Raw genomic sequence first — 14,649 nt, 5'->3', positions numbered from 1 at the left:
AGGCTTTGCCAGCATGGAGCTGGCATAGAACCTACATGGACGTATTCACGGCGTCCTTTGACGGGCACCCCGGCGCCGAATTTTGATCTGCGATGAGTATAACGCGAACATAGCACTCTAATTTTGGGCCTACCAGGAAAATTTATGACTTTGAAAAACGCTTCTTACCGTCAGCGCATTGGATTGTTCGTGACGGTGTTCTTGACCGGTGCATCGGTAATGGTGATCGAGCTACTAGGCACTCGTATGATAGCGCCTTTTTATGGGGCCAGTCTTTATGTCTGGTCTTCGTTGATTTCGGTGACGATGATAGCCTTGGCGTTCGGTTATTTCACCGGTGGACGCTTAGCCGATTCCTCCAAGCCGGTTGGTCTGGCAGTCGTGATCGCTTTGGCGGCCTTTTTGACTTTATTGATTCCATGGATGACACGGCCGATTTTATTGATGACGGATCCTCTCGGTTTGCGAGGTGGCGCTTTTGTCAGCTCGTTTATCTTATTTGCACCGGCATTGACCTTGCTTGGTATGGTCGGCCCGTTCGCGATAAAACTGGCTACCTTGCAATTAAATTCCGTCGGCTCGAGTTCGGGAAGCATTTATGCGATGAGTACCTTGGGGAGTGTCATCGGAACTTTGATTTTGGGCTTTTTTTTATTCCCGTTGGTCGGGTCGCGTGAAATCTTGATTGTCTTAGGTTTGCTTTTAATGGGTTTGGCTCTGGTGATTGCCTTGATCGAACGAAGGACTTTAGGTTTCCGCTATACCGTCGCGCCGTGTTTGGCGTTGGCTACGCTGGGTTTGATTTTGTTGCCTGGCATCATCGGCTCTGGGAAGACGTATGACGGCAATGGTAAATTTAAAATCGTTTCCGAACATGAGAGCCTATACGGTTGGGTGCGGGTAATCGATCAACCCGGTAATGATTTGCGTATGCTGACTTCGGACGCGTCGACGATCGGTGCAGCAAGCATTTCAACTGGTAAAAACTTGCTGATCTATCAAGAAATCGTTGGCTTGATTCCTGCTTTACGCCCATCCATGCAAAGGGCTCTGATCGTGGGTTTGGGGGCTGGGCATATGGCTAATGTTTTACGGGAGCGTTTCGGTCTTGTCGTCGATACGCTCGAGATCGATCCTGCCGTTGCCAATGCCGCGGTCGTGCATTTCGGATATGAGTCGAACGGTCGCGATATTGTCGGCGATGCACGCTATGAAATAAGGCATTTGACCGGGCCTTATGACTTAATTATTCATGACTGTTTTACCGGCGGTTCGGAGCCTTCGCATTTACTGACGCTTGAAACGTTGATGCAATTGAAAGGTTTATTGGACGAACAGGGTATTTTGGCACTGAATTTCGTTTCCTTTACTCAGGGTAATAACGAGGCGCTGTCGTCTGTTGCAAAAACACTCGATCAGGTTTTTTCTCGGCAAACCGTGTTCTTTTCGCAACCCAGCGAAAATTTCAATGATTTTATTTTTCTTGCGTCCGATGCTGCTATCGAAAGCGATTCGCCGCAATTAAAACCAAGCGAGCGGCTATGGCTTAAACAGCGGCGCTATCAAGTGCCGCAGGATCAAGGTATCGTCTTGACCGATAATTTCAACCCGCTGGAACAGATGCAGGTTTACAAGGCGGAGCATTATCGTAATGTCGTTGTCGGCTGGTTTGGTGCGGATTTATTGCTACGTTGATGGATTATATCGAGACGACGAAAAGAAAGCGGGGACGATTATCATCGTAGGAACATCATGAGAGCTATTGCAACAAATCGCGGATTTGGTAAATGGTAGCGTTATCGCAACCGTACCTGCGCTCAAACAAAGCGATGGGTTTCCGCTTCGCTGCTACCCATCCTACGGCGCTGGTTTAATCCTGCCCTCAGGCTCAAGCGGCCTCCCAATGAACTCGGTACAGCTTAAAGTATTTCCTGGCTAAAATTCATTTAAATTAATCATACAAGGCTTTGCCAGCAAAGCCTTTGTCGAACACCCCGGCGCTTCCTTAAGCAATGCCGAAATTTGAAGTACCAAAGTTATAAATACTCCGATTCCTTCAGATGCACTGCCGAGAGATTTGAGTGCGATGGTAGATATTGGAACATTAACCTTATTTATGTGTCAGACAAATGGTCAAAACATATTTGACCGTACGATCCGCATCTAATGTTCTCTAGTTTTTTTACCATATGTTCATCCAAGCGCTGTTTGCCTTTTTAGCATTGCCGGGTATCGTTGCTTTCGCCGTTCCGGTGACTTGGCTTTGGCTAAGCGATCACACTAGTCTTGTTCAGCCCTTAGGAATTGCGCCTTTATTCACGGGATCTTTGGCTTTGTTTTGGTGCGTGCGTGATTTCTATGTCTCGGGCAAGGGCACTCTCGCTCCTTGGGCGCCGCCAACTCGCCTGGTGAATGTCGGTCTTTATCGCTACACGCGAAATCCAATGTATATTTCAGTTATGCTGATTCTTCTGGGATGGGTGTTGTGTTTTGGTGCACCCGGACAGTTTGTTTATACCGTTATCCTGTCTGTCGGTTTTTATCTTCGGGTTGTACTGGGCGAGGAGCCGTTACTGGCGCGAAAGTATGGAGAGGAATGGGCTCATTATTCAAGCCGCGTTCCTCGCTGGTTTTACTGAAAACCGAACGATAACGCAGGCGGCCGGCTCGGCAAAGTATACCTTTCGCACTTCAAATTTCGGCAGTGCCCGAGGTGGTGCCGGGGTGTCCGGCAAAGGCTTTGCCAGCATGGGGCTGGCTAGAGTCTACATGGACGTATTCGCGGCGTCCTTTATTCAAATTCTTTTGTATGTTTTCCAGTCGCGAAATGCCTTTTTTAATAGGAGCGGCGAGGTTTTTCTCTAGCAGTATATTGAGCATAATAACGACAAGCGCTATAAATGCTATCAGTATGCCGAGAAAAATATAAGCGATTTGCAAAACCTGAGATCGTACGTAAGTATTCAGTCCCCCTCTTTGAAAAAGAGGGGCTAGGGGAGATTTTTTAAATAAATCCCCCTCAATCCCCTTTTTTCAAAGGGGGAGGCCAACAATACGCCTGAATTGCGGTAATTTGCCAACGGGGTCTGAATACTTACGATCGTACTTCTACCGATAATGTATTAAAAACGTCATGGTTTTGCAGAGAGAAAGTAAAGATTAGGCTCGCTATAAAGAAAAAAACACCGCATAAAAGACATGGATAGTTAATCGAGATTTCAATATGGCAGATTTTGGCATAGTAGTGGATTAGATTAAGTTACTTAGAAAGGTCGGCCGGGTTTTGGAGCTTGGATTGAAGATATTCTGATGGTTCCTATTAAAGTGTCGCGCTTAATTCACACAACATTGCATGAGCAGTGGCGCCACTCATCTTGAAAGGATCAAATTCCAAATTGTTTGAAAAACGCAACAATAATGCTTGGTTTTCTTTGGTTAAACCTAGATATCCCATATGCCAATTATCAAAATCGCGGGCTATTATCTCGCGGTATTCCAACAAGGTTGTATCGAAATGGCGTTTATCTTCAAGAATATGACGGTACAATTCATTGACAGCTGTACGCGAGCCTTCCAATGATTGCAAAAAATTATAACCATTGAAACACAACATGCCAGTAATGCCTTTTTGGGCATTGGTTTTGCGGGCAACTTCTAAAATTTGCTCGACATCGCTTGGTCCGAAACCTTTTCTTGCTCTGCTGGCGTATATCAGTCTGACTAAATACATTGCATACCTCGAGTTCATTGCTGGAGAAATCAACTGAATCGATTAATATAGTAATTGATTACCCAGTAAAAAGTAATCTGATTAACAAGAAGCTTCGGCTTGTCGAGGCTAATATCTTGACGGGGTCCAATCGAAGCAGCTGCAGCTTTAACATATGTATCAGCAATAAGATATATATCAATAGCATCAGGTTGGCGGGAGCAGGGGGGATTTTTGATCCGGCGAAAAATTGGCACGAAGCAGTTATCCTAATAAAAAGCATTTCCTGATTAGCAAGATGCTTCAGCTTGCCGAAGCCAAGTGTCCGAGCAGTGACCAGTCGTAGCCACTTCTGCGGGACGGGTTATTTAACCCGTCCCCAACGTTTCGGTTTGCCCTAAAAATTTCGGCTGACTTCGGCCAAAGTCAAAACGTTTAGGACGGGGTTGCAAGCCCCGTCCTGCTAGGGATATGCTGGTTTTTGGGCTTTAGCTGAAGAAAACTTGCTAATCAGGAAGTATTTTGTCCACGAAACACACGAAAATATTCAATTGCTTATAATTTTCAAGCCGATCACCCAATGGATGATTCAAGAGCTTGATATACCCCCTATGATGACTTTAGTGTATTTCGTGATTTTCGTGGACGCATTGCCGAATTTAGGGATACCGATCTCCTGTTTCTCCGCACAAAACCCGATCCAGGATTTCGATCCAATGCCGCACCGGCAGTTGGGTTCCGTTTTGCAAATGCATCTGACAGCCGATGTTCGCGGTGACGACGATAGCCGGATCGTCCCGGGTCAATGCGGCGATTTTTCTGTCGCGTAGCTGCCGGGCGATGTGCGGTTGCACTATCGAATAGGTGCCGGCCGAGCCGCAGCAGAGATGAGCTTCGGCAATGCGGGTCAAACGAAAGCCGGCCGTTTTCAGAATGTTTTCGACGACGCCGTCGAGCCGCTGTCCGTGTTGCAGCGTGCAAGGTGCGTGAAACGCGATGGCTTCGGCCTCGGGCACCGGTCTGTTTTCCAGTAGGCGAGTCAGTTCGGGCAGTTCCGCGGCGACGATCTCGCCGATGTCTTTGGCCAGTTCCGAAACGCGTGCAGCCTTTTCGGCATATGCCGGATCGTGCCTCAGCAGATGGCCGTAATCCTTGACCGTAACGCCGCAGCCGCTCGCCGTGACGACAATCGCTTCGATCGGCTTATCGGGATCTGCAATGTAGCGCCACCAGGCATCGATCAGACGGCGCATCGCATCCAGTCCTTCGGGTTGTGCGTCGAGATGATAGGCGAGAGCGCCGCAGCAGCCGGCTTGTTGCGCTTCGACGAGCGTTATGCCGAGTTTGTCCAGCACGCGTTTTGCAGCGTGGTTGATGTCGGGATTCAACGCGGGTTGCACGCAACCCTGCAGTATTAGGATTCTGCGCGAATGATTGGCCGGCGGCGAGTTTTGCCGAATTTTCGGCTGGGTCGGCACCATTCTTTGCAATCGTTTGGGCAGCAAGGGCCGGGTCAATCTGGCCGATTTCAATAAAAACGCAAACAATCCTCGATTCGGCAGCACCTTACGCAACGTAAAACGGAGCATCCGCTCGATCGGTGAGCGCATTATCGTTTGTTCGACTTCATTGCGGCCGATATCGAGCAAGCGCGCGTAGTCCACGCCTGAAGGACAGGTGCTTTCGCAGGCGCGGCAAGTTAGGCAGCGGTCCAGGTGCAGTTGCGTCTTCCGCGTGACTTGACTGCCTTCGAGAAGCTGTTTGATCAGATAAATCCTGCCGCGCGGGCTGTCGAGTTCGTTTCCCGAAAGCTGGTAGGTCGGGCAGGTCGCAAGACAGAAGCCGCAATGGACGCAGCTACGCAGTATCGTTTCGGCTTCGCGGCCTTGCGGCGTATTTTGAAATCGTTCGTCGAGTCGGGTCTGCATCGTTCAAAACTCCGGATACAGGCGCCGCGGATTGAAAATGCCAACCGGGTCGAATTGACGTTTCAGGCGTTGATGAATTTTCAACAGGGCCGGCTGCAGCGGATGAAAGGCCGGAATGCTCGGGTCGTTGCCGCGGAACAGCGTCGCATGTCCGCCGGCCTTTTCGGCTTGTGCGCGAACCGCTGTCGCATCATAGTCTTTGGCCGCCGCAAACCAGCGTAGCGCGCCGCCCCATTCGATCGCTTGTTCGCAGGTGATCGAAAACGGCGGGGCAGTGGGCTTGACTGATAAACGCCAGAGCCTTTTGTTGTCGCGAAAAAAGGGATGCGTCTGATTTTTGATCGATTCCCAAAAGCTCAGATTGTCGCCGAATTCGTCGCCGCCCAGCTTGACGTGCGCGGCATCAACGGCGGACTCGATGCCGGAGAGCCGGATATAAAGACGCCGGTCGATATGGCAGGTTGCCGAGACCGGCAGCGTTTGTCCGGCGCAGCGCCGCATCGTTTCCAGTGCCTGCTCGACCGGCAGTTCGAAACAGAGCGTTCGTTCGGTTTCCGGTTTCGGTAGCACTTTGAGCGAGACTTCGAGCAGCACGCCCAACGTGCCCATCGCGCCGGTCATCAGGCGCGAGACGTCGTAGCCGGCGACGTTCTTCATGACCCGTCCGCCGAAATTCAAAATTCGGCCCTGGCCGTCGAGCAGTTTGATGCCGAGCACGAAATCTCTGGCCGCTCCGTTATAGGCGCGCCTGGGCCCCGAAAGCCCGGAAGCGATACAGCCGCCCAGCGTCGCCGTTTCGTTGAAACCGGGCGGTTCGAAGGCCAGCATCTGGCCGTGTTCGCTCAATAGGCTTTCCAGTTCGTTCAACGGCGTTCCGGCTCGGACACTGACGACCAGTTCCGTCGGATCGTAATCGACGATGCCGCGATACGGTCCGGTTTCCAGCTTCGAATCGTGCAGTCCTTTAGGATTGCCGTAAAAGTCTTTGCTGCCGCCGCCGCGAATGCAAAGCGCCTGTTTGTTCTCGTTCGCTTTGACGACGCATTCTGTGAGGTGTTCGACTATCGCTTCCATGTTCAGAATCTCGGTAAATCCGGAAACTGTTCGTCGCCGCGATGGACATGCATCGCGCCGAATTCGGCGCAGCGGTGTAGTGACGGAATAGCCTTGCCGGGATTTAGCAGCGAATCCGGATCGAATGCGGCTTTGACGGCATGAAACAGGTCGCGCTCGGCGTCGCCGAATTGCAGGCACATTTGATTCAATTTTTCGATGCCGACGCCGTGTTCGCCGGTCAAGGAACCGCCGGCCTCGATGCATATTTCGAGGATTCGCGCGCCGAAGGCTTCGGCCTTTTCAAGTTCGCCGCTCCGGTTTGCGTCGTATAGAATCAACGGGTGCAAATTGCCGTCGCCGGCATGAAACACATTCATGCAGCGCAGTCCGAATTCGGAAGACAAGTCTTCGATGCGGCGCAGAACCTCGGCGAGATGCTTGCGCGGAATTGTGCCGTCCATGCAGTAATAATCGGGTGAGACCCGGCCGGCCGCCGGAAAGGCGGCCTTGCGCCCGGCCCAAAAACGCCGGCGTTCGGCCTCACCGCGCGCGGTATCGATGCGGACCGCGCCGCTTTCGCGCATGATGCCCCGTATTTTCTCGATTTCTTCGGCAACCGCTTCGTTCGAGCCGTCGGATTCGCATAATACGATCGCTGCGGCATCGGGATCGTAGCCTGCATGAATAAAGGCTTCGACGGCCGCTATCGTCATCTTGTCCATCATTTCCAGACCGGCCGGCACGATGCCTGCCCGGATAATGTTCGCGACCGCCGCGCCGGCCTTTTCGATGTCGTCGAATGCGGCCATTACTAATTGCGCCGCTTCGGGTATCGGCAGCAGTTTCACGGTGATTTCGGTGATGATGCCTAGCATACCCTCGCTGCCTGACATTAGAGCCAGTAAATCGAAGCCGGGACTGTCGAGCGCTTCCGAGCCGATTTCGAGCACATCGCCCTCGATAGTCAACACTCGCAGTTTCAGGATATTGTGCACGGTCAGTCCGTATTTCAGGCAATGGACGCCGCCGGAATTTTCGGCGACGTTGCCGCCGATCGTGCAAGCAATTTGCGATGACGGGTCGGGCGCGTAATACAATCCGTAGGCTTCGGCTGCTTCGCTGATCGCAAGATTCCGCACGCCGGGTTGCACGCGCGCGGTACAGGCCACGGGGTCGATTTCGAGAATCTCGTTCAGCTTGGCGAGGGACAGCAATACGCCGTCGGCATGCGGCAGCGCGCCGCCGGAAAGTCCGGTGCCGGCCCCGCGCGCGACGACCGGAATTTTTTCCGCTTCGCAGATTTTCAGAATTTCGATGATCTCGGCTTCGTTGCCCGGCAAAACCGCGATCATCGGCAGTTGCCGGTAAGCCGACAGTCCGTCGCATTCGTAAGGTTTGAGGTCTTCGGTCTCGTACAGCACCGATTCGGTCGGCAGAATGCTTTGGAAGGATTCGACTAAATTGGCGTGACGCATCTTGAAATGATTCGAAAGTGAATACGTGGGGAAATCGCTTAACATAACAGAAAATTCGTTTTTCCCTAAGGTGTGTTGTATATATACTCCAGCAATTCCCAGTTTGAGCAGTTTCGCCGATTTTAGGGAGTGGGGTATGCCTGTCGAGGAACGCCGTAAACCCATCCATGGGGGCTTGGCGGCAGCTCGAACGCCAAGGATGGCGTGAATGCAGATTTTGCAGGAGCAAAAATCTGCAAGCGCCAAGCATACCCCACACCCTTTTTGATCTCCAAATTGGGAATTGCGGACTAATTGGTATAGAAAACAGGGTGATGCATAATTCCCCCGTTCTTGATTAATTCGATTAAATCTTCACGCAATGCCTGGAAAAATCAATGCAAGCATCGATCAAAAAACTAAACCTCGAAGATGAATTTTACACTCCGGAGCAGTGTTTCATTATCGAGCAGTCCAATAGCGGCGACGATCCGGACGTGTCCATTGCAAGGGCCCGCGTCGAGCCAGGCGTTACGACACGCTGGCATCGCCTTGTCGGAACCGTCGAGCGTTATGTCATCATACAAGGCTTAGGACGGGTTGAAGTCGGAAGTTTACCGCCGCAAGAAGTTGCGCCCGGCGATATCGTGTTGATTCCTCCAGAGTGCCGTCAACGGATTGCCAATATCGGATCGGAAGATTTGATTTTTCTTGCGATCTGCACCCCACGTTTTTCGGATGCTGTTTACCTAGATATCGAAGATCATTCGAAGGGATTAGCATAGATGTAAAGCTACTCCTTGCCAGGTGATTTTGGAGTTTATCTCAAGCTCCTCAAGTTCTACTCGGAAACGACACTCGCATTATCTTTGCTTGTCAGCGCCCAATCTCAGCTAGTCAAAAAGTGCAGGGAACGATTCAATTTCATTGTCGAAAGCTATAATTGAGGTATTCTATTTTTAGAGGTTCATTAGGTTTTATAATCGGCCGCTTAGATTTTAAAAAACCGTTCTAAGTATCGAGCCGGAAATCACGCATCTCGTAAATTTAGCTTGCTGACTCGATGAAAGCAATTAGGGTAACCAAACCATTAGGTTAGCAATTAATCGCTCAATAATAATTATAAATTTTGGAGGGGTAAACATGTTAGTCCGTATGCTTTATATCAGTTCGGCGACTAGTTCGATGAGTGATGAGGATATGTTGAACATGCTTGAGAAGTGCCGAATAAATAATGCTGCTCGCAATATTACCGGCATGTTGTTGTACTGCCAGGATACCTTCGTTCAAGTTTTGGAAGGCGAAGATAAGGATGTAGACGCGCTTTACAACTGTATTAAAAAAGATCCGCGTCATAGCGGGGTCAACATCCTTGAACGTAAAGTTGTTGATAAAAGACAGTTTCCCGATTGGAGCATGGGATTTAAAAAAATTACCGATGCGGACTTATCGAATGTGGAAGGACTTAATTCATTTTTTGAGCATGATGCCGGGTCGGATTATTTCATACACGAGCAAAACATCGTTTCGCTGCTAATGCAGCATTTTAGAAAAAAATATCAAGCTCAAATGGCTCACGCCGAATTGCCCACGGAAGATGTGAATCCTCTGATTGGAAGTTTGCATAAAACAATCATTAAAGCCGTCAATGTTTTAGCCGTTTTAATGGTAGCGGTGATCCTATTCGGGGTTTGGGATGTCGTTGTCGTTATTTTCGATAAATTATTTACTCCGCCTTATCTAATGCTGACAGTCAGCGATATCTTGGCAACTTTCGGATCGTTCATGATGGTTTTGATTGCCATCGAAATTTTTATCAATATTACGCTGTACCTACGTACCGATGTCATTCCGATAAGGTTAGTACTTGCAACCGCAGTTATGGCGGTTGCTCGGAAAATTATCATCTTCGATTATAAAGCGATCGATCCGCAGTATGTCTATGCATCAGGCGTTGTTTTACTGGCTTTAGGCGTTACTTATTGGATTGTTGGAAAGTATCACTCGGAAGAAGATAAAACGATTTAGGTTTTGGTCGTAAATAATCCCCTACTTGGAAGGGTTCGGTTGCTCGGTTGGCAGGTGTCGGCGGCAGGGAAAGCCGCCGTCTGGCTCAAGATTGTCGTTCCTCCTCGGTCCCACCGCTCCAGCGTGGGAATGCATGCCGATTTTGTATCGGTAGCTAAGGTATGGGTTCCCACAGAGGACCGCTCGTCGTTATGCACACGTATATGTATACCTATCTAGCAAAAAGCAGCGACCGAGCGTTAGATTGCCGTGTCATCCGGAAAGGCTATTGGTGTTTGAGCGTTAGCGGCTTCGATAATCGCGACGAAGGCGTCGCTTCCACAGTGCTTGTAACTTTTTGATAGGGGAGGTGAGTTTAAACTTTCCACCCCTACCGTGCATGGGGTTCTCCCGCGCACGGCTCTCCAGTCGGTGGTTTCCTCATCGGGATAAACTGGTGAGTAAGGTGATCCAAATGGCAATAAATCGTCTTGTTCAGCTTGAATTTATCCTTGAGTTTTAGACTTGCCGGGAAATACGGTATTTTCAGAACAAGGTTAAGATAAACAACTCCTCGAAATGCACGGCCTGGAAATTGACAATTAAAGAAAGAGAAAATGGAGTAATGTGTAGGAGACGCTACGGGCGATCACGAAGAACCGATTGCAGACTGATGAACACCTCGTAAAATGTCATTTATTTTAAACTACCGTATTTTGGTTTAGAACGATCATTCGCTTTTAACTCACCTTGAGAGAATCTGTATTTTATGAATAAAAAATGCTTAATACTGGCTTTTAGTTCCGTGCTTTTATCGGCTTGTGTGACCGATCCTTACTCCGGACAATCTCGGATGAGCAAGACCGCGATGGGAACCGGCATTGGCGCGGCGGTAGGCGCCGGCGCCGGTACGCTATTCGGCGGTAATGACTGGAAAAATGCAGGTCTGGGGGCATTGGCCGGAGGCGCGGTCGGTGCTGCGGTCGGTCTGTATATGGATAATCAAGAACAAGAGATGCGCGAATCCTTGCAGGGTACCGGCATCGAAATACAAAGAAGTTCGGAAAATACACTCAACCTGACGATGCCGAGCAGCATTACGTTCGGCTTCGACTCCGCGCAATTGACGCCCCAGGCGATGTCCGCGCTGGATTCCGTTGCTAATGTTTTGAATCATTATCCTGAATCCAACATCACTGTTACCGGACATACCGACGATATAGGCAGCGAAAATTATAATTTAAAGCTGTCCGATCAACGGGCCGGCGGTGTTTCGAATTATTTGGTTCAGCGCGGAGTCAATTATGCTCGGATCACACAGCAAGGGATGGGGAAATCGATGCCGAAAGTCCCCAATACTAGCGAAGAGAATCGAGCTCAAAACCGGCGTGTCGAATTGGCCATCGTCGCTACTCAAAGCTCTGCACCTCAAGGAGCTAATCCTCAGCAGCAACCTCAAGGGGGTATGCAGCAACAGAATTATCCTCAGCAACCACAGGGAGGTTACCCGCAACAGGGCTATCCTCAACAATATCCGCAACAACCCGGTTATCCGCAGCAGCAATATAATTATCCACGATGAATTCTTGGTCGATTCATAGGATACAAGATAGAAACGAGTTATAGACTTCGCGTGTCGAATAGGTCGTGACGCTCCGGCGTCACGCGTCTTTCGGGTTTTCGCAGGGAGTGGATGCGAAGCCAAAAAAATCACTTAATTTCATATCAAGTTATTCGTGGAAAATTTGTTCAATCGCATCTATTCGACAAGTTCGTTGAACTATTGCAAACTGAGCAAAAAAGCGTCGCAATGGGTGATTTATGAAGAAATTATCTGAAATATTCGGCAGATTGTTTGCCGGGTTGGAAACCTTTTTGATTCAATTTCCGAAAACGGTCATCGTATTGCTGTTGATCGCTTGCGGATTCAGTTTGCACTACGCCGTCCACAATCTGGGCATAAATACCGACACGACCGAAATATTGTCGAAAGAGTTGCCGTTTTTACAGGATCGGACCCGTTTTCTGGAAACCTTTCCGCAGGACGAAGAGGCTATTCTCGTCGTGGTCGATGCCGAGACGCCGGAAAGGGCCGCGCAGGCGGTTGCGTACTTGGGAGGGCGTTTTAGGCGGGAAACCGAAGGAGTCGAGTCGGTTTATGCACCGGGAGAGGGTGCGTTTTTCGACCATCATGGCTTGCTTTATCTAGATCTCGAAACGCTCAATGAATTGGCGGCGAATTTGATCGAAGCGCAACCCTTTATCGGTGCCTTATCGAGCGATAACACGCTGAAAAGCTTCTTGGAGATTATAGGACTGGCCTTGATCGCCGAGGACCGCGGGTTGCCGGTCGATTTGAATCCCTTATTGGAAAATGCCGGTCATGTGACCGAGGCATTGCTCGATGACCGCGATATCCGTCTGTCATGGCAACAATTGATGTTGAGCGATGAGCAGGACTTATTGAGCACGAAACGCTTCATTTTGTTGAAGCCCGTGCTCGATTACAGTGAGTTGATTCCGAGTGAAAAAGCCTTGCAGAGCGTTCGAGCGATTGTCGAGGAAGCGAAATCTGCGCTTCCCGATGTGTCGATACGCTTGACCGGCGAGGTTGTATTGGAACATGACGAATTGGAAAGCGTTCAGCGCAGTGCGCAAATCGCTTCGTTTTTTTCGATGATTCTGGTGTGTACGGCCTTGTTTATCGGCTTACGCTCGGTGAAATTGGTGTTGATTACCTTTACCGTGCTGTTGATGGGTTTGGTGTTGACCGCAGGATTCGCCACCTTGGCGGTCGGACACTTGAATCTGATTTCGGTATCGTTCGCGGTGCTTTATATCGGTATCGGCGCCGATTATACGATACAGCTCAGTTTGCGTTATCAAGAGTTTTTGCAACTACACGTTCCGCAACAACAAGCGCTGATTCAAGCCGTGCGAAAAGTCGGACCGTCGATCATGCTTTGCGCCGTGACGACCGCAGTCGGTTTTTTTTCTTTCGTTCCGACCGCCTACACCGGGGTTTCCGAGCTCGGCGTGATTGCCGGCGGAGGTATGTTTATTGCTTTAGTCGTGTCGGTAACGGTATTGCCGGCATTGTTACAGCTGTTTCCGCTCAAGCCTGGCGTTAATCTGTCTCAAAGCACCTTTCCGGATTGGGTTTACGAGATTCCGATGCGGCATCATATGCGGATTAAATGGATGGCGCTCGCTTTAACGCTCGCCGGTTTAGGCTTATTGACGCAAGTGCGATTCGATTTCAATCCCTTGAACTTGCGCGATCCGAAAAGCGAATCCGTGGCGACTTTTTTGGAGTTGCTTGAAACCAAACAGACCTCGCCGATGACCTTGACGATACTGGCGGACAATGAATTGGAAGCGCTCGACAAGGCGCGGCAATTGAGCCGCTTGCCATCGGTCGAATCGGCTCTGACGATCTTCGATTTCGTTCCGGAGGATCAAGACATCAAGCTCGATACGATTCACGAGCTGGCCTTGCTGATGGGTTTTCGTTTCGCTACGTTTCCGCCGTTGCAACAAGACAGTGTCGACAATCATTTGACGGCGTTGACGCAATTTAAAAATCGAATCGAACAGCATTTACAGGATCATCCCGATAGCGAGTTGATTGGCAATTTATTGAGGCTACGCCACGCTTTGGAGAGTTTTTTGCTTCAATTGCAATCGAAATCCTTGCCCGAACAAGAAAGCATGTTGAACCGCTTGCAAAGCAATCTGCTGGGCACCTTGCCGGATACGATGAATCTGCTATTGCAAGTCCTCGATGCCGATATCGTGACGCTTGATAACTTGCCGAAGGATTTATCCGAACGTTGGCTCAGCAAGGACGGCATTTTCCGTATTCAAGTCTTTCCGAGTAAAAACCTTGGCGACCACGAAAATCTGAAGCAATTCGTTGCCGAAGTGAGGGGAATTGCGCCGAATGCCACCGATTTGCCGGTGATTTATATCGAGTCGGGTAATGCGGTAGTCAAGGCCTTTCAACAAGCCTTGGTCGGCGCGCTTGTTGCTATTACGTTCGTTTTGTTGCTGGTCAATCGCAGTATTAAAGATACATTTCTAATTTTGTTGCCGTTGTTGATGACCGCGATATTGACTGCCGCCTCGACAGTCGTGATGGATAACCCTTTTAATTTCGCGAATATCATCGTGATTCCGTTGTTGTTCGGGCTTGGCGTCGACAGCGGTATTTACATCATGAACCGGTTGCGAAGTATGCCGGACGAACAGCGGAGTGTCTTGCAAACCAGTACGGCACGGGGCGTTATTTTCAGCAGTCTGACGACCTTGTGTAGTTTAGTCAGCATGGCATTTACGCCGCATCTGGGCTTGGCCAGTATGGGTTTGCTGCTATCGATCGGTTTGCTATTGATGATTGTCTGTACGACCTTGGTCTTGCCGGCTTGTGCTCATAAGAGAGCGAATTGAAGCGTTAAATGGACAGGGGTCGAGGTCAATTTTTTGTGGACGGGTT

At 49.8% G+C, this 14,649-nt stretch carries 11 protein-coding genes; 6 read left to right on the top strand and 5 right to left on the bottom strand.

What is annotated here, in order from left to right; translation table 11 throughout:
- Positions 1-144: 144 nt before the first annotated feature.
- The gene (locus EQU24_RS13630; protein WP_017838969.1) at positions 145-1,695 is read left to right on the top strand and encodes a fused MFS/spermidine synthase; all 1,551 of its coding nucleotides are present in this window, start codon (positions 145-147) and stop codon (positions 1,693-1,695) included.
- A gap of 494 nt (positions 1,696-2,189) precedes the next feature.
- The gene (locus EQU24_RS13625; protein WP_083877592.1) at positions 2,190-2,639 is read left to right on the top strand and encodes a methyltransferase family protein; all 450 of its coding nucleotides are present in this window, start codon (positions 2,190-2,192) and stop codon (positions 2,637-2,639) included.
- Between the two features lie 52 nt (positions 2,640-2,691).
- Here EQU24_RS13625 and EQU24_RS22430 read toward each other — a convergent pair whose 3' ends face one another.
- The 5 genes from EQU24_RS22430 to EQU24_RS13600 all read right to left on the bottom strand — a co-directional run bounded on the left by EQU24_RS22430 (position 2,692) and on the right by EQU24_RS13600 (position 8,168).
- Entirely contained in the window at positions 2,692-2,940 is a 249-nt protein-coding gene (locus EQU24_RS22430; RefSeq protein WP_175421687.1) for a hypothetical protein, read from the bottom strand.
- Between the two features lie 379 nt (positions 2,941-3,319).
- On the bottom strand, positions 3,320-3,730 hold the full coding sequence (locus tag EQU24_RS13615) for a BLUF domain-containing protein (RefSeq protein ID WP_017838971.1): 411 nt from the start codon (positions 3,728-3,730) through the stop codon (positions 3,320-3,322).
- 638 nt (positions 3,731-4,368) lie between these two features.
- A complete protein-coding gene (glcF, locus tag EQU24_RS13610) occupies positions 4,369-5,637 on the bottom strand; it encodes a glycolate oxidase subunit GlcF (RefSeq protein WP_017838972.1) in 1,269 nt (422 codons plus the stop codon).
- A gap of 3 nt (positions 5,638-5,640) precedes the next feature.
- Positions 5,641-6,711, bottom strand: a complete 1,071-nt coding sequence (gene glcE / locus EQU24_RS13605; protein WP_017838973.1) for a glycolate oxidase subunit GlcE — start codon at positions 6,709-6,711, stop codon at positions 5,641-5,643.
- 2 nt (positions 6,712-6,713) lie between these two features.
- The gene (locus EQU24_RS13600) at positions 6,714-8,168 is read right to left on the bottom strand and encodes an FAD-linked oxidase C-terminal domain-containing protein (protein ID WP_017838974.1); all 1,455 of its coding nucleotides are present in this window, start codon (positions 8,166-8,168) and stop codon (positions 6,714-6,716) included.
- Between the two features lie 377 nt (positions 8,169-8,545).
- On the opposite strand from EQU24_RS13600, the gene EQU24_RS13595 reads away from it, so the two are divergent.
- The 4 genes from EQU24_RS13595 (at position 8,546) to EQU24_RS13580 (ending at position 14,603) form a co-directional block, all read left to right on the top strand.
- Positions 8,546-8,932 (top strand): cupin domain-containing protein, encoded by a 387-nt coding sequence (locus EQU24_RS13595; RefSeq protein ID WP_017838975.1) that lies wholly within the window; start codon positions 8,546-8,548, stop codon positions 8,930-8,932.
- A 358-nt stretch (positions 8,933-9,290) separates the two neighbouring features.
- The gene (locus EQU24_RS13590; RefSeq protein WP_017838976.1) at positions 9,291-10,175 is read left to right on the top strand and encodes a phosphate-starvation-inducible PsiE family protein; all 885 of its coding nucleotides are present in this window, start codon (positions 9,291-9,293) and stop codon (positions 10,173-10,175) included.
- A gap of 748 nt (positions 10,176-10,923) precedes the next feature.
- Entirely contained in the window at positions 10,924-11,736 is an 813-nt protein-coding gene (locus EQU24_RS13585) for a YiaD family glycine zipper/OmpA-like lipoprotein (protein ID WP_026129972.1), read from the top strand.
- A gap of 239 nt (positions 11,737-11,975) precedes the next feature.
- The gene (locus EQU24_RS13580) at positions 11,976-14,603 is read left to right on the top strand and encodes an MMPL family transporter (protein ID WP_017838979.1); all 2,628 of its coding nucleotides are present in this window, start codon (positions 11,976-11,978) and stop codon (positions 14,601-14,603) included.
- Positions 14,604-14,649: the final 46 nt, after the last annotated feature.

The sequence above is a fragment of the Methylotuvimicrobium buryatense genome (assembly GCF_005931095.1).
GTDB classification, from domain to species: Bacteria; Pseudomonadota; Gammaproteobacteria; order Methylococcales; family Methylomonadaceae; genus Methylotuvimicrobium; species Methylotuvimicrobium buryatense.
Note: the sequence above shows the minus strand (reverse complement) of the source record. Positions and strands in the feature narration are given on the sequence as shown.

What these genes read in the sequence shown, in the direction of transcription:
- EQU24_RS13580 (WP_017838979.1), top strand. Translation starts at nt 11,976, where the DNA reads ATGAAGAAATTATCTGAAATATTCGGCAGATTGTTTGCCGGGTTGGAA.
- EQU24_RS13600 (WP_017838974.1), bottom strand. Translation starts at nt 8,168, where the DNA reads ATGCGTCACGCCAATTTAGTCGAATCCTTCCAAAGCATTCTGCCGACC.
- EQU24_RS13585 (WP_026129972.1), top strand. Translation starts at nt 10,924, where the DNA reads ATGAATAAAAAATGCTTAATACTGGCTTTTAGTTCCGTGCTTTTATCG.
- EQU24_RS13615 (WP_017838971.1), bottom strand. Translation starts at nt 3,730, where the DNA reads ATGTATTTAGTCAGACTGATATACGCCAGCAGAGCAAGAAAAGGTTTC.
- glcE (WP_017838973.1), bottom strand. Translation starts at nt 6,711, where the DNA reads ATGGAAGCGATAGTCGAACACCTCACAGAATGCGTCGTCAAAGCGAAC.
- EQU24_RS13630 (WP_017838969.1), top strand. Translation starts at nt 145, where the DNA reads ATGACTTTGAAAAACGCTTCTTACCGTCAGCGCATTGGATTGTTCGTG.
- EQU24_RS13625 (WP_083877592.1), top strand. Translation starts at nt 2,190, where the DNA reads ATGTTCATCCAAGCGCTGTTTGCCTTTTTAGCATTGCCGGGTATCGTT.
- EQU24_RS13590 (WP_017838976.1), top strand. Translation starts at nt 9,291, where the DNA reads ATGTTAGTCCGTATGCTTTATATCAGTTCGGCGACTAGTTCGATGAGT.
- EQU24_RS13595 (WP_017838975.1), top strand. Translation starts at nt 8,546, where the DNA reads ATGCAAGCATCGATCAAAAAACTAAACCTCGAAGATGAATTTTACACT.
- glcF (WP_017838972.1), bottom strand. Translation starts at nt 5,637, where the DNA reads ATGCAGACCCGACTCGACGAACGATTTCAAAATACGCCGCAAGGCCGC.